Source organism: Mucilaginibacter xinganensis (assembly GCF_002257585.1).
Classification (GTDB): Bacteria; Bacteroidota; Bacteroidia; order Sphingobacteriales; family Sphingobacteriaceae; genus Mucilaginibacter; species Mucilaginibacter xinganensis.
The window spans coordinates 5,017,779-5,040,248 of sequence record NZ_CP022743.1; the positions used below are offsets into that span (position 1 = coordinate 5,017,779).

The 22,470-nt window shown below is 43.9% G+C and carries 16 protein-coding genes; 15 read left to right on the forward strand and 1 reads right to left on the reverse strand.

All coding sequences use genetic code 11. The annotated features are described in order from the left end of the window. Positions 1-43 precede the first annotated feature (43 nt). The 8 genes from MuYL_RS21820 (at position 44) to MuYL_RS21855 (ending at position 7,174) form a co-directional block, all read left to right on the forward strand. Positions 44-742, forward strand: a complete 699-nt coding sequence (locus MuYL_RS21820) for an HAD family hydrolase (RefSeq protein ID WP_094572565.1) — start codon at positions 44-46, stop codon at positions 740-742. After that, positions 742-1,587 carry a phosphoribosyltransferase family protein gene (locus tag MuYL_RS21825; protein WP_094572566.1) on the forward strand — a complete coding sequence of 282 codons (846 nt, stop codon included), beginning with the start codon at positions 742-744 and terminating at the stop codon, positions 1,585-1,587. The genes MuYL_RS21820 and MuYL_RS21825 overlap by 1 nt, the downstream gene beginning before the upstream one ends. Then, the gene (locus tag MuYL_RS21830) at positions 1,577-2,131 is read left to right on the forward strand and encodes a TerD family protein (protein ID WP_094572567.1); all 555 of its coding nucleotides are present in this window, start codon (positions 1,577-1,579) and stop codon (positions 2,129-2,131) included. Before MuYL_RS21825 ends, MuYL_RS21830 begins: the two co-directional genes overlap by 11 nt. A gap of 3 nt (positions 2,132-2,134) precedes the next feature. Then, positions 2,135-2,749: a TerD family protein gene (locus tag MuYL_RS21835; RefSeq protein ID WP_094572568.1), complete on the forward strand. Its 615-nt coding sequence runs from the start codon at positions 2,135-2,137 to the stop codon at positions 2,747-2,749. A 71-nt stretch (positions 2,750-2,820) separates the two neighbouring features. Continuing rightward, complete coding sequence (locus tag MuYL_RS21840; protein ID WP_094572569.1) at positions 2,821-3,948, forward strand: toxic anion resistance protein; 1,128 nt, start codon at positions 2,821-2,823, stop codon at positions 3,946-3,948. Positions 3,949-4,069: 121 nt separating this feature from the next. Continuing rightward, positions 4,070-5,032 carry a hypothetical protein gene (locus MuYL_RS21845; protein ID WP_094572570.1) on the forward strand — a complete coding sequence of 321 codons (963 nt, stop codon included), beginning with the start codon at positions 4,070-4,072 and terminating at the stop codon, positions 5,030-5,032. Between the two features lie 11 nt (positions 5,033-5,043). After that, positions 5,044-5,514, forward strand: a complete 471-nt coding sequence (locus MuYL_RS21850; RefSeq protein WP_211710198.1) for a phosphatidylglycerophosphatase A family protein — start codon at positions 5,044-5,046, stop codon at positions 5,512-5,514. Between the two features lie 301 nt (positions 5,515-5,815). Continuing rightward, positions 5,816-7,174 (forward strand): OmpA family protein, encoded by a 1,359-nt coding sequence (locus MuYL_RS21855; protein WP_094572571.1) that lies wholly within the window; start codon positions 5,816-5,818, stop codon positions 7,172-7,174. Between the two features lie 100 nt (positions 7,175-7,274). Here the strand turns inward: MuYL_RS21855 and MuYL_RS21860 are convergent, their stop codons facing one another. Then, complete coding sequence (locus MuYL_RS21860) at positions 7,275-11,456, reverse strand: cadherin-like beta sandwich domain-containing protein (RefSeq protein WP_094572572.1); 4,182 nt, start codon at positions 11,454-11,456, stop codon at positions 7,275-7,277. A 388-nt stretch (positions 11,457-11,844) separates the two neighbouring features. Here MuYL_RS21860 and MuYL_RS21865 point away from each other — a divergent pair, with 388 nt between their 5' ends. From MuYL_RS21865 to MuYL_RS21900, 7 genes are all read left to right on the forward strand, one after another. Beyond that, positions 11,845-12,690 (forward strand): methylated-DNA--[protein]-cysteine S-methyltransferase, encoded by an 846-nt coding sequence (locus MuYL_RS21865; protein ID WP_094572573.1) that lies wholly within the window; start codon positions 11,845-11,847, stop codon positions 12,688-12,690. Positions 12,691-12,755: 65 nt separating this feature from the next. After that, positions 12,756-13,469 (forward strand): 2OG-Fe(II) oxygenase, encoded by a 714-nt coding sequence (locus MuYL_RS21870; RefSeq protein ID WP_094572574.1) that lies wholly within the window; start codon positions 12,756-12,758, stop codon positions 13,467-13,469. After that, positions 13,469-13,714: an Ada metal-binding domain-containing protein gene (locus MuYL_RS21875; protein WP_094572575.1), complete on the forward strand. Its 246-nt coding sequence runs from the start codon at positions 13,469-13,471 to the stop codon at positions 13,712-13,714. Before MuYL_RS21870 ends, MuYL_RS21875 begins: the two co-directional genes overlap by 1 nt. After that, positions 13,701-14,306 carry an alpha-ketoglutarate-dependent dioxygenase AlkB family protein gene (locus MuYL_RS21880; RefSeq protein WP_094572576.1) on the forward strand — a complete coding sequence of 202 codons (606 nt, stop codon included), beginning with the start codon at positions 13,701-13,703 and terminating at the stop codon, positions 14,304-14,306. The genes MuYL_RS21875 and MuYL_RS21880 overlap by 14 nt, the downstream gene beginning before the upstream one ends. Positions 14,307-14,423: 117 nt before the next feature. Further along, positions 14,424-17,003, forward strand: a complete 2,580-nt coding sequence (locus tag MuYL_RS21885) for a Kelch repeat-containing protein (RefSeq protein ID WP_094572577.1) — start codon at positions 14,424-14,426, stop codon at positions 17,001-17,003. 384 nt (positions 17,004-17,387) lie between these two features. Further along, a complete protein-coding gene (locus MuYL_RS21895; RefSeq protein WP_094572579.1) occupies positions 17,388-20,540 on the forward strand; it encodes a SusC/RagA family TonB-linked outer membrane protein in 3,153 nt (1,050 codons plus the stop codon). 15 nt (positions 20,541-20,555) lie between these two features. Further along, entirely contained in the window at positions 20,556-22,466 is a 1,911-nt protein-coding gene (locus tag MuYL_RS21900; RefSeq protein WP_094572580.1) for a RagB/SusD family nutrient uptake outer membrane protein, read from the forward strand. Positions 22,467-22,470 lie beyond the last annotated feature (4 nt).

A 22,470-nucleotide genomic window follows, 5' to 3' on the forward strand; every position in this document is an offset into this window, starting at 1 on the left:
TAACCTGGCAAATACAACCATTCAAAAACTACAGCTTACCCCTATGCAGTATTACCGGCATTATTCTTTTGATCTTTGGCTAACGCTTATAAAATCAAACCCCGGCTTTAAAGCCCGGCGGGCAGAGATCTTTCACCGCGATTTTAACCCATACCATAAAAGCTTGGAAGAGGTGATACAGGTTTTCAGGCAGGTTGACCTGATGTGCAATGCGGTTAATGAAAATACCGGGCAGAATATTGATGCTGAGGAAATGTACCTGATGGTGATCAGTTTAATAAACGATAACCGGTTAAACCTAAGCGACATCGATATCGCAAAGCTCTACGCCGATATGGAACTGTTACTTTTTGATTACCTGCCCGTAATATATTCCCCTGTAACAATTGAGGTGCTCGATCATCTAAAAACTAAAAGCGGCGGCACATTCGGCTTACTCAGCAATACCGGCTTTATTAAAGGCATAACATTAAAAAAAGTACTGGTGGAATTAAAAATAGATCAATATTTTGATTTTCAGCTTTACTCTGACGAAGCCGGAATGTCAAAGCCTAACCCGGCCTTTTTTCAATTAATGCTTCAACATATAGCGCAGGTAAATCATCCCAAACAAATTGATTTAAATGATATTATACACGTGGGTGATAACCCGGTGGCTGATATAGCGGGCGCTCAGGCTGCGGGCATAAAAACCATGCTTATTAATTCAAACGGGCTGGATATAACTAATTTAAAAAATTAATGAACACCACCTTTTCATTACATCATATAGATAACCCGGCATTATTTGGTTTTAACCCTGATGATTACAGCCGCTTTAAGTTTGGTGATGATGCCGTTGCAAAACATTTTGGCACCACCCTTGCCGACGGCTTTATCCGGTCGCATCTGGAGCAGGAGCCTATTTTGCAGCAAATTGCAGTGATCTCCAGCCCCTACTCCTTTATCCCTACGGCCACCTTTGCCATGAAAACATGGTTTGTTTACCGGCTTAACCGCTGGCTGGCACAAAATGGATATCCCGTGGTGCAGGAAACAAAAGTACACCGCACCATTACCTATAAGGAGGATTATGGCGAGTTGAATGCAGAGGAAAGGATCAACCTCATCGGTAACGATTCGTTCCATATTGATAAACATTTTTTGGCGGGCAAAACACTGCTATTTTTAGATGATATAAAAATTACCGGCAGCCACGAGCGCATGATTATGAAAATGGTTAATGCCTACGGCCTGCAAAATGATATTTATATGCTTTACTTTGCAGAGCTTGTAAACAAAAGCATTCACCCTAATATTGAGAACCTGCTGAACTACCACCAGGTAAAAACTATATTTGACCTGGAACCGATCATCAAAAGCGGGCAGTTTATCATTAATACCCGGATAGTGAAATACATCCTGAATTACAATTTTGAATGCTTCCGCATTTTTATTGAAAACCAGGACCAAAGTTTTGTTAATTTGCTTTATGACATGGCGCTTGGCAACGGCTATCATACGATTGATGCCTACGCCAAAAACCTTAACTTTATTACGGACAACCTATTTATAAACAATAAAAACTTAATTAAACATGGCAATTAATTTGCAAAAAGGGCAGCGTGAAAATATCGGCGCTCCCAAATTTACCATTGGTTTAGGATGGGATACCAACAGTTCATCAACAGGCAGCGCTTTTGATTTGGACGCATCTGTTTTTGTACTAGGAGAAAACAAGAGATTACTGGCCGACGAATATTTTGTATTTTATAACAACCTTAAATCACCGGATGGCGCTGTTGAACACACTGGCGATAACCTGACCGGCGAAGGCGATGGTGACGATGAGCAAATAAAGATCGATCTTTCAAAAATAGATCCTAAAGCTACCGAGATCTGCGTAGTGGTTACCATTCACGAAGCTGAAAACCGCAGGCAAAACTTTGGCCAGGTACGTAACTCGTTCATCCGCATTTTTGATACTGCAACCAATGCTGATCTTTTAAATTACGAACTGGAAGAAGATTTTTCTATTGAAACTGCTGTTGAGTTCGGCAGGATCTACAAACGCGATAACAACTGGAAGTTTGAGGCCGTTGGCGCAGGCATGAAAGGCGGCCTGCAGGATTATTTAAACAAATACCAATAAGCCATGGCTATCAATCTTCAAAAAGGCCAGCGCATTAGCCTGGAGAAAAGCAATGGCAGCAAGCTGCAAAGCGTTTGCGTAGGCATTAACTGGGGTGCTATTGAAAAAAAAGGCCTGTTTGGCTTTGGGGTAACCAAAGAAGCCGTTGACCTTGATGCCAGCTGCGCTTTATTTGACGACGCCAAAAACCTGATAGATGTGGTTTACTTTGGCAACCTGCGTTCAAAAGATGGCGCGGTACAGCACAGCGGCGATGACCTTACCGGCGATATGGATGGTGATGACGGCCTGGATAATGAAGTAATAACGCTTGATCTTTCGCGGTTAAACCCGGCGGTAAATTACGTCGCCTTTGTACTAAACAGTTTTCGCGGACAGGATTTTGGGACTATTCCCTTTGCCTCTATCCGTATTTATGAAGGCACGCCAAAAAGGGTGAACGAAGTTTACGCTACCTATGATATAGGGCATAGTAAAGATTTTGCTGGTCATGTATCCATGGTAATGGGCGTGTTTTACAAAAAGAACGCCGAGTGGAAATTCAATGCCATTGGCGAGCCCACCCGCGACAGGAAGCTGGAAGAAACCGTAAAAACTGTTAGCCAAAACTATTTATAATAAAAAAGCGCCGGGGTTTTATTTAATGGTGATCCGGGCGCTTACAACAATATATTTTAAAGAAACAAATTATGGACAGCACATTAAATAACGACGAGCTTAACATTACCCCGGTTAAGCTGGATATCAGCAACACTACCCCGGTAAAACTGGATAAGGAAGGCAACGTTGACCTTGCCAATATCAGCCCGGATGAAGTAAAAAAGTACAGCGAAATAAGCAAAGCTATTGATCCTAAAGATGTGAACTCTATACTGAACTATGGCACCGAAGTGCAAAGTTCAATGGAAAAGTACAGTAACACGTTTTTAACCTCAGTGCGTACCTATAACGCTGGTGAAGTTGGCGGCCTCATTAATGAGTTGCTGACCGAGCTGAATTATATTGACGTGGATGAACTGAACCAAAATGCGTTCACCTCGTTCATTTCACATATCCCTTTTGTAAAAAAACTGGTATTTGATGCCAAAAAGTTATTTCAGAAGTATGATACAGTAATTAACAACATCGATAAGATCACCAATAAGATCAAAGCCGGCAGGATCAATTCCATTAAAGATAACGCATCGCTGCAAACTATGTTCGACAGCAATGTAAGCTACATCCACCAGATGGAGGAACTGATCATCTCCGGCCAGTTAAAGCTTACCGAACTTAATGAGCAGCTTGCGCAAATGGATGCCAACCCATCGGCCTACAACGATTATGAAATAGCCGATATGCGCGATTTCACCAACAGGCTTGATAAGCGGCTGGCAGACCTAAAGGTGGTGCGCTTTATTATGCTACAGTCGCTGGCGCAGATCAGGGTGGTGCAAAACAACAATACCAGCATTGCCGAAAAAGCACAGTCCATCGTATCCACCACCATCCCGGTTTGGAAAAATCAGCTTACCATTGCCGTTGCATTGAACAGGCAAAAGGAAAACGTGGAAATGCAGAAAAAGATCTCGGACACCACCAATACCATCCTTCAAAAAAATGCCGAACTGCTAAAACAGAACAGCATTGATGTGGCCCGCGAAAATGAAAAAACTGTAGTGTCACTGGATACCCTGAAGAAAACAACGGCATCGCTTATTGAAACGTTGACAGAAGTAAAACGGATCCACGAAGAAGGCACCCAAAACCGCAAAACGTTAAACACCGAATTGCAAACCCTGGAAACCGAGTTAAAAAAGACAGTGACTAACCAATAATTAGTCAGGTCATAAACCTTTGTTAAAGCCGGCATTGCTAAATACAGCGCAATGCCGGCTTTTTGCATTAATGCCCCTGTAATTTTGTAATTTTGCATAAAAAAATATTGGCTGCCCATTAATGGATGAAAACCGAATAAATATTTTAAATGAATCCAACCGGATGCTGAGTAAGCTGCAATTGCTTTCTGTTTATTTTGGAGAAGATATTATTTATAAAATTTATTTACGCAGCCAGGTGATCCACAAGCTTTTTGAGAATAATTCAGAGCTTGATATCAACAAGCTGGAGCTTTTTCACCTTCAATTTACCGCCAGCCTGATTGAGCTGCTAAGGAAAATAAAAAAGAACAACGAGAATAACATCAGCATCTTATTTGATGAGATCCAGGTAAATAAAGAGATGGTTGAGAAATTGACCGATTCGGTTTACACTGAAAATAATTTCAACATCGATAAACAGCGACAGTCGCTCAAGATCAACCTGTCCCTGCGAAAGCTGTTCCAGGTGTTGTCGGACGATTCTCCGGACGATCCCCTCTCCAAAAACATCAATGCTTTCAGCTCACGCTTTGCACCTGATTTTTTCTATGCCATAGATAATAAGCTCTTTGACGAACTGGTGACTTACAAGGACAACGAGGTTTATACCAACAGCCGCGCCATTATCCAGAAAAAATTAATGGGCCTGCTTTGTAAGTATGATTTTAAAACCGAGTTTTTTTGCGGGTTAAAATCGGGCAGCCAGGTTATTGAAGTTTATAAATTTACTGATACTGAGCGGCACTTTTTATATTTCCCGGCGCGCAACCTGTTCATCTTTTTAGATGTAGCGAGGATCAGCGGGATCGACTGGTCAAACAATCTTTCAAAGAAAGAAAAGCTGATCCATGAGTTGAATGACAAGAACGACAAATTATTAAGCAGCGCCGGCGCCATGAAATCAAATATGCCTGCCGATATAAAAACCCTGTTAATAGAGGACCTAAAAAAGCTGGAGGACATCAACTTCCTGCAAAACATGAGCAATATTGATGTGCAGGCCAACATTTTAAAAACCATGTTAAATACCGACCTTAACTAAACAAGAACACAGTGATACTTAAGTTCAACAAAATAATAGCATCAATTTTTGGAATTGGATTTCTTAAGGGAGGCGGCACTTATGCAGCGTTAGTAACCTGCGGTTTCATTTGGTTGTTGTGGCAACAACCCTTTTTTCAAAACCCCTTATACCTGCTTATCATCACTGTGATAATAACCCTTTGGGGCGTTTACGTGAGCAATAAGGTAGAACCCGATTGGGGCGAAGACAGTTCGCGGGTGGTGATTGATGAAGTTGCCGGGATGTTGATTACCATGTTATTTATCCCTGCCAATATCTATTTCTTATTAGCAGGTTTTGTGCTGTTCCGGTTTTTTGATATTGTAAAACCATTATTTATCCGCAAAATGGAGGCCCTACCCAGCGGCACAGGTGTAATGATGGACGATGTGTTAGCGGGCATATATTCAAATATAGTTTTGTGGCTTGGCTATTTTGTTTGGATGAAGTTCGGGCATTAAAATAATTGATTCCGTTTAAATACAGTGGTATTGACTTAATGCCACACCTGGTACAATCATTTTTGTAGCCAGCTACGAATTATGTATTAAAAAAAGGACAAATTACCACATAACGTCTTTTATCCAAAATCCGGCTTACCTAATCAAAAGCCAATACCCTCACAACCTGCATTAACTTCAGTTTCAGCACATTTACTGCACCAACGGATTTTCAACTGAATATTTTTTTAACCCATGGCACTGCTATTGCCAATGAACAATTGATTTTAACAATAAAATCAATTATATAAGAATAATTCAAATGAAACATTTACAACTTAAAAAAGCCTCATTATTACTAACAGGGCTTGTTATTGGCGGCAGGTTATTTGCCCAAACTCCGGATAGCACAAAAATAATGACTAAAGATTACGTGCAGCCGTTTTCTGATGGCAGCGCATTCCGTACCTGGTCTGTAGGTTTTGAAGGCGGCGTATTAACCCCTTACTCTATTTTCGGCATTAAAAACCAGGACGTTCACTCCCCCCACGAAAAAATTGGATATGGTGGTTTTATCAAAGACCAGATCCTTCCCTCATTTGGGATTCAGGCCAATTTCCTTACAGGTAACGTTGGTGGTGCTGTAACTTCTTTTAATGAAGCTACGGGCGGTTACACATCTTTTAATACCAAACTTAATTATGCGGTAGATCTTGCAGCAAATTTCACACTGGCAAACATTAACTGGAGGCACAATAAATCAGCCATCCAGCCTTATTTAACCGTAGGTGGTGGTGTGGTTGGTTACTCAGCCGTGGTAAACAACAACGGAACAGAAGTAACCCAGGCCCGTACCCACGAGTTTTATTTACCGGTAGGTGCCGGGTTTAAAATTGACCTCGCTAAAGGTGTAAATCTTGACCTGGGTTACCAGGTTAACTTTGTTAATGCGGATAATTTTGACGGGATAGTTACAGGTTCAACCAATGACAGGTTTTCTTATGGACACATTGGTTTAGAGTTTGCCCTGGGTAGCCGTTCAAAACCACAATTGGCGACACACAACCCGGTAGCTTCAATGCGTACCGAATATTTAATGGATGAGCAACGCCTGCAGATTCAGGTTGATCAGCAAAAAGCTAAAAACCAACAACTGGCTAGTGACCTGGCTAATACCAATGCCAAACTTGATAAGCTTACAGTTGACTCCGACGGCGACGGTGTAATTGATATGTTTGACAAGTGCCCTAATACACCTGCAGGTACACAAGTTGACGGTGCCGGTTGCCCGCTTCCTGTTAAAAAACCCGACGTTAAGGTTTATGTAACACAGGAAGATAGAAAAGTAGTTAGCGAAGCTGTTAAAAACCTGGAATTTGATTTTGGTAAATCAACCATTCGTGATCATTCATTTGAAAGTTTAAATAAACTTGCTCAACTATTGGTTAGTAAAGGTTTTAACCTGAAATTAGCTGGTTACACAGATAATGTTGGATCGACTGAAGCCAACCTAAAACTATCCCGTGAACGTGCTGAAGCAGTTAAAACTTACCTTGCAACCCAGGGTGCCGATGCATCTAAAATACAGGCTGAAGGCTATGGTAAATCAAATCCTATCGCAACAAACAAAACAGAAAAAGGACGCCAGATAAACCGTCGTGTTGAATTTTCAATGTTTTAATAGCGCTTTAAATTAAAAGTAATCAATACATTTAAAGAAGCCGTCTCATAAATAAAATTATGGAACGGCTTCTTTTATTTTATAAATAATTTAGTATCTCTTAATATTTAATTACAAAATAGCCCGTTTTATAAATAGTTTCAGTACCCGCCTTATAGGTTAATGCGTAAAAGTAAGTACCTGGCTCCTGTAGCTTGCCGTTGGTGCTGGCATGCCCGTCAAATGCTTTTGTGGCATTGTCATAACCTTTCGCCTCGTAAACCAATGCTCCGTTTCGGCTCATGATCTGTAGCGTATTTTCAGGGTAAGCGGCTATGCCATCTATCTTTAGCACATCACCGTTACCGTCACCATTGGGCGATACGTTCTGGTGTACCAATATCTCAGGCGTACTTACCGGGGCCATGGCTACCAGCGTTGCATTATAATTGGAGGCTACTACCGCCGGCGCCAGCCTGGTGATGACACTGCTATACGTATTGGTGGTGGTGCCGTCCTTTGCTGTTACTATCGCCGCAATTGTATTGTCACCCACATTCAGCGGAATAGCTGCAGATGCAGTTCCCGAAATTACAGGCGTACCATTTACGGTGATCGTTGAGGTAGCGTCCTGGGTTACCGGTTTTAACGTTACTGAACTTACTGTACTGTTTACAGTTGCCGTGTAATCTTTATAGTTTACCCCCGCTACTGTCGCTAAGGTTATCCGCGGACTAAACGTTAGCGATGACAACAGCGCATTCACTCCCCGGTTTATCGTTACACTGTAGGTTCGGGTTGCTATACCATCTCCCGCTGTTACAACAGTTGTGATCGCGTTGTCACCTACATTCAACGGTATAGGCATGGATGCGGTGCCGGAAGCTACTGTTATTCCATTTACAGTAATGGTTGCGCTTGGGTCCTGAGCCAGCGGGATTATTGTTACCGAGCTCACTGTATTTTTAACTGTCGCTGCGTAATCCTTATAATTCGGGCCAGACACCGTTGTAACGGGTATCGTCGGACTAAACTTCAGCGAAGTAAGCAGGGTACTATAGGTCCGGGTGATTACTATGGTGTACGTTTTGGTGGTGGTTCCATCCGTAGCGGTTACTACTGTATTTATCGTGTTAGCGCCTATGGTAAGGGCAATAGGATCAGAAGCAGTGCCGGAGACTACCGTAACACCGTTAACCTTTATCGTCGATGTTGGATCCTCTGTTGAAGGGATTACCTGTACCGAACTTATTGAACTGTTTACAGATGCTGTATAATTCTTATACCCTGGCCCGGTTACCGTGTTAATGGTAAATGGCGTACTAAACTTAAGTGTGCTTAGCAACGCGTTACCCTGGCGCATTACCGTGGTGCTGTAGGTTTTAGTGGTTATACCATCCTGAGCTTTTACCACCGTGGTAATAACATTTGCTCCGATATTCAGCGCTATTGGTGCCGATGATAAGCCCGAACTTACCACCGTACCATTTACTGTTACCGTAGCAGTTGGATCCTGCGTTACCGGTTTTAATGTTATCGAACTTACTGAATTAGCTACCATTCCTGAATAATTTTTATAATCGGGTCCCGGTACTGTAGTTGCTTTAAAATATGGGTCAAAAGCAAGCCCGCTTAAAAGGGCATTGGTTAATGGTGTTCTGGTCACAGTTATCGTGTAGGTTTTTGTTGTCACACCATCCTGCGCGGTTACATTAACGTCAATTGCATTTTCGCCTAAATTTAAGGCTAACGGGGTTGAAGCGCTGCCGCTGCTTACTGCGGTATAACCGCCGTTGTTTACCTGTACCGCTATAGCCGCATTTGCATCTGTGGCAGTTGGTGTTACCGTAGTGGTTGTGGTGCCATTGGTTACGGTTGCTGTATAACTAAGTGTACCACTATTAAAAACGGGGGTCAAATTATTCCCAGGGGTGCCCAGGGCCGATAATGTAGCGTCACTTCCTGCTATAATGGTCAATACGCCTGACACATAACTAATGCTATAATCTGCGTCAACAGCTCCGCTTGCCGTTATCGCATATGGATTTCCCGCTAATGGCGAGGACGCCGTAGCTGTGGTACTGAGCGTTGGTGCAGTAGTTAAATTGTCCGCAGTATCTCCGTTCACAAATCCTGTATAGCTTGCTGTTAAAACAGGAAGTTCCGCTCCGTATTGTTTGGTTTGATCAGCTGCGGTTATTGTTAATGGTGCAGCATTTACGGTTAGTGCGCCCGCCAGGTAGCTAATGGTATAATTTAAGCTTGCGGCCCCGTCTGCTGTAATTGCGTAAGGCGACCCTAACACATGAGATGCAGCAGTTGCAGTTGTTCCCAGCGTTGGCTGCGTGCTTAAGCTATCAGGAGTGTCACCATTTACAAAACCATTGTAACTGGCTGTCAATGCCGGCACGGCTGCGCCGTAAGCTTTCACCTGGTCGTCTGCAGTAATTGTTAATGCTGCTTTGCCAACCGTTAATTGCTGTACAACATCCGGTGCAGCTATGTTTGAATCATCACCGGCCTGCGAGGCAGTAATATTTGCGGTACCTGCTCCTTTAATATGAATACTGCCATTTACAATACTGGCTACTGAAAGGTTATCACTACTATAGGTAATTGGGATGCTGTTGTTGTTACTGGTGGCACCGGGCGAAAAATCAATGTCGCCATAGTTTTTTGCAGAAAGCGCACTAAAAGTTATTTGCTCGGCCAGCATTACACTGAAGGTTGTTGAAGGGCCGGTAGCCGCAGCTGTATTGCCTGCTTTATCTGAGGCTGTTCCTGCTGCTATTGAGATCCCGATTGTGCCTTGTCCGGTTATGCCTGTAATGGTAACTGTTTGTGCAGCACCCGTACCGGTTACTGCAGCTGTTCCCGTTGCTGTGCCTGTTGTATTTAAAGTAATGTCGCCGGTTGACAGTGTACTTGCATTAAAGTTCGCATCGTTATAGGCAACATTATAGGTTACATCGGCTGTTCCTGCCGCTAACGATGCCACAGAGGGGCTACCTATAGTAACCACCGGTGCCGTTTTATCTATAACCACGCTTCCTCCGTTAAAAGGCAAAGCGTCACTTATAGCAAGTGACAAACCCGTTGCATTAGACAGGTTTAAACCAATTGTTCCATCTCCAGTTCCTGTATTAACGGGCACGGTCCAGGTTAAATTATCAGCGGTTGTTGGGGTACCAACACTCGCGTCAGTTACTCCCGTAGTTGTTAATGAAAAATTACTTGCTGTAACCCCTGTAACCGCCCCCCCGAAGGTAACGTTGTAATTTACAGCAGCGGCACTTGAATAAGCACTGCTCCCGGTGATGGAAGTAATGGTAGTAGCCGCGGGCGGCGCCAGGGTTAGGATGGTCGAAGATCCGTATAGCACTCCAAATCCACGCCCATTGCTGGTAAACCGCACACCTTGAATTGAGGTTGTAGTACCCGAGGTCTGGCTCGTCCAGGTAGCCCCGGCATCACTAGTAGTTAGTATGGTACCGGAACCGCCTACGGCCCATCCCTGGGTGGCATTTTTGAAATAAACGCTGGTTAATGAATTTGTAGTCCCCGATGTTTGGCTGGTCCAGGTGCTGCCGCCGTTACTGGTGAACAATATGGTTCCAGATCCGCCAACAGCCCACCCTGTGGTTGCACTTATAAAATAAACCCCGGTTAATGTTTGGGTGGTACCTGATGTTTGGGTAGCCCAGGTGGTCCCCCCATCGCTGGTAGCAATTATCGATCCCGATCCGCCTACGGCCCATCCCTGGGTAGAACTGGCAAAGTAAACGGCTTGTAAGGCTGCTATTGTTGTATGTGGCGGCCGACCTGTAGTTGGTAAGTTTGAATTTTGCGCCGTCCAGGTAACTCCCCCATTGGTAGTGGCCTCAACTTTTCCCTGGTTACCAACTGCCCATCCATAATTTGCATTAAAAAAGTAAACGCCATATAACTGCGAAGTAACAGCCGAGGTTTGAGTGGACCAGGAAGCGCCCCCGTCAGTAGTGGTTAGTATCATCCCCCCATTTCCTGTCGCCCACCCCTGGGTAGCGCTAACAAAGGAAGTACTCCATAAATTATTGGTGGTGCCAGAGGTTTGCGTTGTCCAGGTTGTACCTCCATCATTGGTAGTAATAATAGCACCAAATAACCCAACTGCACAGGCCTGATTGGCGGCACCGGACGAAATCCCGTTCAGGTAGTAGCTTGAGCTCAGGCTTTGAGTGCTCCAGCTTTGTGCACACACATTTTGCACGTTTAAATAAAAAAAAGATGCAAATAAAAGTGTTAATAGTAGTGATCTTTTCATCAGCGTTTGAGTAAGTAAGAAATATATTTTAAAAGCTCATATTCATTAACAGCAAATACCATTGCCTGCATATTTATTTGAGTTCAAATGGTTTTTTATGGCTACGGTTTTAATTTGGAGATTACTTTATCGCGTATTGTGAGAGATGACAGGCTTAGGCAATTTCTATTTTCAATAAAACCGTTTTAGCCTTTATACGAACAGGTATCATAAAAGTTACAATTATCAAACAAGATTTCGGGCAGTTTTAATCGCTTGCAAAAACTTTTACAAACAACCTTTTAGTACGCTATATTTATAAAATTAAATTGGCAAACTCCGCAATATTCGGGTAGGATTGCCTTTCTCAGCGCTGTACTTTTGTTATGTACAATTAAGGAAAATTAAAATGAAAGACCAGGAAATAACAAATTACAGCCGCATTGAAGATGCAATAGGATACATAAGGGATAACTTTAAAAATCAGCCTGCGCTTGATGATATTGCCGAAAAGGTTAACCTGAGCCCTTTCCATTTTCAACGCATTTTTACCGACTGGGCAGGCGTTAGCCCAAAGAAGTTTTTACAATACATTAGCCTTGACCACGCCAAGAAAATGCTGGCAAACCAGGCTACGCTTTTCGATACCGCGTTTGAAACCGGCCTTTCGGGTACCAGCCGCCTTCACGATCTGTTTGTAAACATTGAAGGCATGACACCCGGTGAATATAAAAACGGCGGGGAAAACTTATCCATCAATTACAGTTATGCCGAAAGCCTTTTTGGCAACATCATGGTGGCATCAACCGAAAAAGGCATCTGCCATATTGCATTTGCAAATAACGAAGCTGAGGGTTTAACCGCCTTGAAAAGGGCATTTCCCAATGCTTCCTATCAGCCCATGGTCGATCTCATCCAGCAAAATGCGTTGTACGTATTTAAGCACGATTGGAGCAAACCGGAAGAAATTAAGCTGCACCTGAAAGGCACCGACTTCCAGATAAAAGTTTGGGAAACCCTGCTAAAGATCCCGACGGGAAAGTTATCAACTTATGGCAATATTGCCGGCAAACTCAACCACCCTTCCGCATCAAGGGCGGTGGGCACCGCTGTGGGCGCTAATCCCGTTGCATTTTTAATCCCCTGCCACAGGGTGATCCAGTCGAGCGGACAATTTGGCCAGTACCACTGGGGCAGCAACCGCAAAACTGCAATAATAGGCTGGGAAGCAGCACAGTCGGAAGCACTAAATTAATATCTGCCAAAGCTAGAAGTTAAAGTCCTCTCTTTTGGAGAGGATTTAGGTGAGGCCCATAAAAAATGAACAGCATAGATACCAGAATTGAAGCCATAAATTGGCCGTTAGTTACCAATACCATGAACACCAATGGCTACGCAATTATACCCGGCCTGGTTCACCTCGACGAATGCAATACACTCATTGAAAACTACGGTGCAACCGGCAGCTACCGAAAAACAGTGGTAATGGAAAGGCACCGCTTTGGCCAGGGCGAGTATAAATACTTTTTATACCCGCTGCCTCAAATCATCCAGCAGTTAAGAGTGCAGGTTTACCCCAAACTTGCACCTATTGCCAATAACTGGATGCGTGTGCTGAACATTCAAACCACTTTTCCGGATTCATTTGCGGCACTGCAGCAACTTTGCCATGATAACACGCAGGATAAGCCTACCGCACTCATCCTTAAATATGGCCCCGGCGGGTTTAACACGCTGCACCAGGATTTGTACGGCGACGTTTACTTCCCGATGCAAATGGTTGTATTTTTAAGTGAGCCGGGTGAAGATTACACCGGCGGCGAGTTTGTATTAACAGAACAGGTTCCAAGAGCGCAATCAAAAGCTATCGTATTAAAACCCCGCAAAGGTGATGTATTAATATTTACCACTAACTTTCGCCCGGTAAAAGGCACCAAAGGGTATTACCGCGTAAACATGAAACATGGCGTAAGCGCCCTCCACACTGGTGGCCGTTATACGTTAGGGGTTATATTTCACGATGCGTTAAGCTGATGGTTACCCATAGCAATATTAGCGACCCGGAGTTAAGAAACCTCATCAGGTACAAAAAGATAACACTTGGTGGCAACAGCAGGCTTAAAATTTATGGGCTGCTCAGCTGCCGGTCAGGCAGGCGGATGAAGCGGGAAAACCGGATCTTCTTTTACGGCGTAAATGAAGCTATTGATCACGGCTACAGGCCCTGCGGAAACTGTTTGGCCGCCGAATATAAAAAATGGAAAAATGGATCTGTTTAGCAAAAATAGCATCGAAAACCTGTTGCCTTATGATGGCATTGTAAACTACCACGGTAAAATTATAAACCTAAAGGAGGCGCTGCATTATTGCGATGTTTTACTAAATACCATAGCCTGGAAAAATGATGAGGCCGTTATTTTTGGCAAACACATCATTACTAAACGAAAGGCAGCCTGGTACGGTGATGATGGTTATTTATATACCTACTCGGGTACTACCAAAAAGGCGCTGCCCTGGACAGCTGAACTGCTTGCGCTTAAGCAGCAGGTTGAAACAATTACCGGAACGGTATTTAACTCCTGCCTTTTGAACCTGTACCATAACGGCGATGAAGGAATGGCCTGGCACAGCGATGACGAGTCGTCCCTGGGAAAAAACACTACCATAGCCTCACTAAGCTTTGGGGCCGAAAGAAAATTCAGCCTCAAACACAAAACCAGCAAACAAACCGTGTCAGCCATGCTGGAAAACGGCAGCCTGCTGGTAATGAAGGATGTTACCCAAACTTACTGGCTGCACAGCCTGCCAAAATCAATACGGGTAAACCGCCCGCGGATCAACCTTACTTTCCGCACCATGGTTAACCCTTAAAACAGGGTTAACTTCCGTTTTTTTATACTTAATTTCGTATCACGCAACCTGCTAAAAAAGTTATAATTTAGTCAGGTTAAATATGCGGACCGTCCCCTTTAGTTTTTGTGTTATTAAATGATAAGTGAAAATAAGGTTTTATTACTGCGGTTTGAGGTATATAAGATTGTGTTTCTTTTTATTTTGCTGTTATCCGCGCTTAACAGCAAAAGCCAGGGGCTGCAATTCAACTCGAACGATAGCCTGTTAAGTAAACGTACCTCTTACTCAGTTTTCAAAACAGATCCGCCAACGTTTTCCGGTCACTTGTTGGTCAGCTTTGACCTGTCGCTGTGGGATAATGAGCATTTAGGCTATATTTTAAACATCACCGATACCAAAAACAATTCCTACAGCCTCAGCTCCATCTATAATGTTACGCCTTTCTTAAATTTCAATATTGATAGCAAGAGCAATAAAATAAAGATTCCCCTTGCGTCAAGTCAGCTAAAAAAGCGGCATTGGATACCTGTAAAAATCGATCTGGACCTGAAAGCAAATACCGTTGGCATTTTAATAAACGGTACCCGGTATAAGGCAGGCGGGTTTAGCTTTGATGGCACCATCACCCCTAAAATTTACTTCGGTAAAAACGAACATTATTTTGATGTGCCTAAAATGGCCATCCGCAACCTGGTGGTGAGTGATGCCAATAAAAGCTACTCCTTTAAACTAAATGAGTGGAGTGGCAAGGATGTATATAATAGCAACGGCGATGATTTGGGGATGGTGGACAACCCCGTTTGGCTCATCAACGAATCGTATTTCTGGGCGCCAAAATTTGTAAAAGAGTTTAAGGAAGTAGCCGGCGTTAATTTTGATATAGCTGCTCAAAAATTGCTCCTCTTTAAAAGTGATTCGCTGCTAACGTACGATGTTCAGCACAATAATTTATCGGCGCAGGCTTACCAAAACAACTGCCCTGTGCCGCTGCACCTGGGTAAAAGCATCATCAATACAAAAGAAAATAAGCTTTACGCTTACGAAACGCTAAAAGCTCAAAAACAACCCGCTAACAGTATTGCCGCACTGGATTTAACCACCCTTAAATGGGAAGTAACTGGCAAAAGTACTATAACCGAGCAACGGCATCACCACAATATATTTTACGATAAAAATCAGGACCAGTTTTACCTCTTTGGCGGCTACGGGTCATACTCGTATTATAAAGACTTTTTCGCGTATAACAAAGCTGCAGATAAATGGGAGAAAGTTGAATTTACAGGCGATAAGATCACCCCACGCTTTTTCTCCGGCTACAGTGCTGCCGATGAAAATAACGACGTTTATATTTTTGGCGGATATGGCAATCAATCGGGCAACCAGGTAGTTGGCGGGCAACACTTTTACGATTTGTACCGGGTTAATTTAACAACCCGCACCATAAAAAAATGCTGGGAGATAAAACCCCCTGCCGAAGATTTTGTAGCCGCCAATAACCTCATCATCTCAAACGACAAACAGTATTTTTATGCCCTGTGTTACGCACATGATAAACCTAAAACCAGCATAAAGCTTTACAAGTTTGCAATTAAAGATGGCAGCTACCAGGCGGTAAGCGGCAACATTGCCGCCAAAGGCGAGCGGATTGAAAGCGATATCAATCTTTTTTTTAACTCCAAACTGGAAACCTTTTACTGCGCCATACAGGAATTTACAACGCCTGATTATTCCACAGTGCGGGTGTATTCGCTGGCATCACCCCCGGTTACCGAACAAGATTATTTAGCATCACAGCAACCCATTGTATCTGGCTGGTATTTTAAATTCGTGGCCCCGGGCTGGATAATTATTTTAACAGTAATTACTATTGTTATATCAGCCTTTTTATATCTAAAACGAAAAAAAAACAAATCTGAGATAATCCCGGGAGATTTTGAAATAGATTCACCTGCAACAGGCAGCAGTAAAAAAGACGACGAAAAAAAGCCCAATGCCATTTACCTGCTGGGTGAGTTTACCGTGTACGATAAAAACAGCCGCGACATCACCTATATGTTTAGCCCCAAAATAAAGCAGTTGTTTATCCTGGTGCTGTTAAACAGTAAGAACGGAAATGGGGTAGTATCAAAAAAGATCTCCACCACGCTATGGCCCGATAAGGATGTAGCCAAAACAAAAAACATTAAGGGCGTTACAATTAACCACTTGCGCAACATAGTTGCCGATATTGAAGGCCTGGAACTTACTTTTTTAAACGACACCTACTGCTTTAAAATAAGCGACGCGCTATTTTGCGACTATTTTGTGGTTGCTGATGCCATTGAAGGACTAAACGCCGGTACAAAACCGGCAGGTGAAGGCATCCTGCCCCACCTGGAGCTGATAGCCCGCGGAGGTCTATTGCAACAGATAGCCGAAATATGGCTTGATGACATAAAGCTGGGTTACGAAGAGGCGTTGATGCCTTTGCTGTTGCCCGAAGTAAAAAAGATCTACGAAGGTGGTGACTACCGCAGAACCATTGAAATAGCACGCATCATTTTAAATATCGACCCCTTTAGCGATGGCGCTATAAAGTACAAGTTGAAGGCACTTCGCCGCATTAAAGGTATTGAGTACGCTCATAAAATCTATAATGATTTTGTTGCTGAGTATGAAAAATCACTGGGCGAGCATTATCCTGTGCCATTTGAGAAGATTTGCACTGTGAAGTGAGTGATTGCCTAGAAACATATCCGTCCATAAATTTACAAGACAATTCACGAGCGCTTTTGCCTATCTCGTAAATTGGATGATTCCAGAGCATATTATGCTACCATCTCTATAACATTTTCCAAATTATTTACTTCCAGGCTTTCCTGGCTCCCGATTTTGCTGACTCTCCCTCCCCATCCCGCTTAAAAAATGGGTTAATTCGTCACGGTTAATAAAATTTTAACGTTATTAACCCTTTTTTTAACCCATCCTTTAATACTGTTAGCTCTATTATTGCTCCACCAATTGCAGCGCCTAAGATATTCCCAAAAGGTATAACCAGCCTTACTATCGCCTGGCTCCTGCTGCTGGACAGTTATTATAAACCAATTAACCATTTTATTTATGAAGGAAAATTTTACCAATTATGGTGGATGCCCCGGCATTCATTATCCGGCTAAATTCAAAAGGTTGCTGCAGTATTGTATGGCATCCTTTCTGTTTTTACTCCTGTACACTTCGGCAGTTGCGCAAACAAGCAGCATTAAAGGCGTAGTACTGGATGAACAAAAATCGCCCATGCCGGGGGTAACCGTTAAATTAAAAGGCACAAGTTCAGGTACAATAACCGGGGTTGACGGGCAATTCTCCATCAACGCCACTCTGGGGCAAACGCTTGTATTTAGCTTTTTGGGTTACACCACACAGGAAGTAACCATAAAAGATCTTAAAACTATTAATGTGAGCCTGGCTGCAAACGCAACCAACATGAACGAAGTGGTGGTGGTTGGTTATGGCACGCAGAAAAAAGTATCATTAACCAGTGCGGTTTCATCAATAAACGCAACTGAAATTGTTACCACTAAAAACGAGAACGTGCAAAATATGCTAACCGGTAAAGTTGCAGGCTTACGTGTGGTACAAAACAGCAGCGAGCCCGGCTCGTTCGATAACTCGTTTGATATTCGTGGCCTTGGCTCGCCGCTGGTGGTTATTGACGGGATTCCGCGTGATAACATTACCCGCCTTGACCCTAATGATATTGAAAGCTTATCTGTACTAAAAGATGGTGCAGCCGCTATATACGGTGTGCGCGCGGCAAACGGCGTTGTGCTGATTACCACCAAACGCGGTAAAAAAGGCACCCTTGAGCTAAACTACTCTGGCACCTATGGCTGGCAGCAGCCGTCGGGCCTGCCACAGGCTGTCGGCGCACTTGATTACATGACACTGGCCAATGAAATATTGATGCATAATGTAAACGGCGGCCACCTGGGTTATACCGCTGCCGATATGGCGCCTTATCTTAACGGCACCAAAAAAAGCACCGACTGGTACACGCCTGTTATTCGTAACAACGCGCCGCAAAGTCAGCACAATTTGAGTGCAAGCGGCGGTAATGAAACCACCAATTATTTCATCAGCATGGGCCTTACCAACCAGGACGGTTTCCTGCGCAGCGGCGACCTGAACTATAAAAGGTATAATGTACGTTCAAACGTTACCAGCAAAATTTCAAAGAACCTTACCGTTGATTTAAACATGACCGGTATAATGGACCAAAAGAACCAGCCTTACCAGGATGCCTGGTGGATCATCCGTTCGTTTTGGAGACAGGTACCCACCCAAACAATTTACGCCAACAACAACCCCGCTTATCTAAACAACGGCCAGGTTGACGGCAGCAACCCGGTGGCTCTTGCCGACCAGAATATTGATGGTTATAAAACCTATAACAACAAGTGGTTTCAGTCGTCAGCATCGCTTACATATACCGTTCCATTTGTAACCGGCCTTACCGCCAAAGCATTGTACAGTTATGATTATTATATGTCTGACAACAAGATCTATCAAAAATCATACAACCAGTATAACTACGATGCCAGTAGCGACACCTATAACCCGGTACCCAACCAAACCCCGGCAACAATTTTAAGGCAGTTTTATAACAAACCGGCAACCCTATCCCAAATCTCGCTTAATTACGACCGTTCATTTAAAGGCGGCCATAACCTGACAGCATTATTACTTTACGAAGAAAGCGAAAACAAAGGCGATAACTTTTACGCACAGCGCGAACTTTCATTAGGTGTTGACCAGTTACTGGCAGGTAACAGCTTAAACCAGCAGGGGTATATTGACCCGGGAGTGCTTTATGACAATGTTAACAGGGGCCTTGTTGGTCGTGTAACGTATAACTACAAATCAAAATACCTGGCTGAATTCAGTTTCAGGAATGATGGTTCATCAAAATTTGCACCGGGTAAGCAATGGGGTTTCTTCCCGTCGGCCTCATTGGGCTGGAGGGTTTCTGAAGAAAATTTCTGGAAAAACTCGGCTGCCCTGTCGTTTATTGATAACTTAAAACTGCGTTTCTCTTACGGTAAACTGGGTGACGACTCCGCCTCAAGCTACCAGTTCCTTACTGGCTATACTTACCCTGCAGGCGGCTCGAACAACCAGCTTCCTCCGGGTTCAGTATTCGACGGAACATTCGTTAACGGCGTTCAAAGCAAAGGCATAGCCAACACTAACCTTACCTGGTACACCTCTGAAACCTATGACGCCGGTATTGATGTAAGCGCATGGCGCGGCTTGTTAGGCGTTACGTTTGATGTTTTCAGGCGCAACCGCAGTGGCTTGCTGGCTACAGAAGTATTAAGCTTGCCAAGCGTGGTAGGTGCCGACCTGCCACAGGAAAACCTGAACAGCGACCTTTCACAAGGTTTTGACTTTGAACTGAACCACAAAAACCACATCGGTAATTTCAATTATTACCTGAAAGGTACTTTTTCATACACCCGCACCCAAAACAGAACGTTAGTGCAGGCAAGGGCCGGTAACTCGCAACTAAACTGGCACAACAACGGCAACAACCGCTACAACAATACTTATTGGGGTTACGGCGCCGACGGCCAATATACTTCATACCAGGATATCCTGAACAGGAATGTTTTTGTACCGCGTGGCACACTGGTAGGCGATTATAAGTACGAAGACTGGAATGGCGACGGGCAGATAGACGGCAACGATGTGCACCCGGTAGCATATACAGGCGCGCCAATGGTAACCTATGGCTTAACTGTGGGTGGTTCATATAAAGGTTTTGATTTCAATATGTTATGGCAGGGAGCTGCTGATGTTGATGTTTCATACTTTGAGCAGCTAAACACCCCGCTTTGGGGCGGCGGCAGCGCATTAAGCCAGTTTTTAGACAGGTATCACCCTGCCGATCCGAATGCTGATCCGTATGCGCCAAGTACCGTATGGGTACCAGGTCATTTTGCATACACCGGTTCTGTGCCTGATCAGAATTCATTGTTTAATATTCAAAGCGCCTCTTACATCAGGCTAAAATCAGCCGAACTTGGTTACAGTATTCCTGCCAGTTTTGCAAAAACCATCGGCATAAAAGGAGCCAGGATCTTTGTTAACGGTTACAACATTTTAACCATTACCAAGCTGAAATACCTTGATCCGGAGCACCCATCAAGCACGTATGGTTACCTGTACCCGCTGGACAAAACCTTCTCTGTAGGCGTAAATGTTAAATTATAGTAATCCGCAAAAATCATGAAAAAATATACATATATCATACTGTCCGTTCTCATCTGCTGGACGTCGGCATGTAAAAAGCTCAATGTAGCGCCTTTAAATATCATCCAGGATAAGGACGTTTTTGGCAGCCAGGGCGGCATCCAGGCTTATATGGCCAGGATCTATAGCGAACTGCCAATTGAAGATTTCAGATATTCGCCCACCCGGGGATTAAATTTCTTCTGGATCATCAGCCCTTTCAGCTGTATCAGCGGTGAAGGCTTAAGCCGCGACCAAACCAGCGCAACACAGGAAACCTTTGGCTACTGGAGCGATGCTTACAAACTGATCCGCGAGGCAAATTATTTTATGGAAACGCTGCCTAAATATGCAGGCACCTACTCTGCTGACCAGGTAAAATCATGGATGGGCGAAGCGCGCTTTATCCGTGGTGCTACTTATTTTGCGTTGGCAAAGCGTTACGGCGGCGTGCCCTTGGTTGACAAGGTATTGCAATACCCCGGCACCAGCATTGAGGAATTAAATATCCCGCGTGCATCCGAAGAAAAGGTATATGACTTTGTTGCTGCTGATCTCGACTATGCTTACGCCAACCTGAGCGAATCAAATCAGGTGGGCCGCGCCAACAAATACGTGGCAGCTGCATTTAAATCTCGCGCCATGCTTTATGCTGGCGCCATAGCAAAATACAATAATATTACCCTGGTTGACAATACCGGCAACCGGCTTTGCGGCATACCTGCAAGCAAAGCGGTAACCTACTTTAAAGCAGCCTATGATGCCGCTGTTTTATTAGATGGCCACTACAGCCTTTACAAAAAAGCATGGGCAGCAGGCGACAAAGCAGCCCAATACCAAAACTATGTGAACCTTTTTGGCGATGCTTCAAGCCCTGAAAATATCTTCGTACGCCAGTATCACTACCCTGAGTCTGTACACGGTTACGACGCTTACAACGTACCCCGCCAGTTAATGGGAGCAAACGGTTACTCGTCTGAAATTAACCCTACGCTTGACTTTGTTGAGATGTTTGACGGCCTGCCGAAAAATGCTGACGGTACTATAAAAACCTTGGATGCAGGTGGCAAATACCTTGAATATACCAACACAATGGATTTGTTTGCCAATGCCGAGCCAAGGCTAAGGGCTACTGTTATACTTCCCGGAGATGTGTTTAAAGGACAAAGCATTGAGATTCGCCGGGGTATTTATACCGGTAATACGGCAGGTGGTATCAACAGGCTTTTACCTGCCGGTTCAACCTCCAATTACCCAACCGACAACCTGGTTATTTCATCAAACGGAGCGCAAACCCCTTATAAACTGCCTGACGGAACTACCATGAACCCAGCCGGCTTAAGCGGTGTATTTACCGCTGATGGCACTTGCGCCATATCGGGTTTCTCTATCCGCAAAAACCTTGACCCTAACAAGCCAACTTCTGAAGTGCTGGAAAACCATTCGGACGAAACATGGATAGAACTGCGTTATGCCGAGGTTTTATTGAACCGTGCAGAAGCTGCCGTTGAATTAAACGCTTTAGGCGATCAAAGCGCAGGCTATTTACAGGATGCGTTTATAGCAATTAACCAGATCCGTGAAAGAGCGGGTGCAGATTTGCTCACCAGCGCAGCCGCACTAACTGACATCAACATTGTTAGAAAAGAACGAAAAAAAGAGCTTGGTTTCGAAAACAAAACCTGGTGGGATCTTAGGAGATGGAGAACCATTGACAAGGAGCAAAACTCAACTATTTACAGGGTGTTAATGCCTTTCTATTCTGCAATCGATAAAAAGTACTTTTTTGATGCAAGGCCGGATGAAAGAAATGCCCGCTATACGTTTGACAGCCGCTGGTATTACGAACAAATACCACAGGGCGAAATCGCAAAAAGTCAGAATTTAATTCAAAACCCCGGATATTAATACC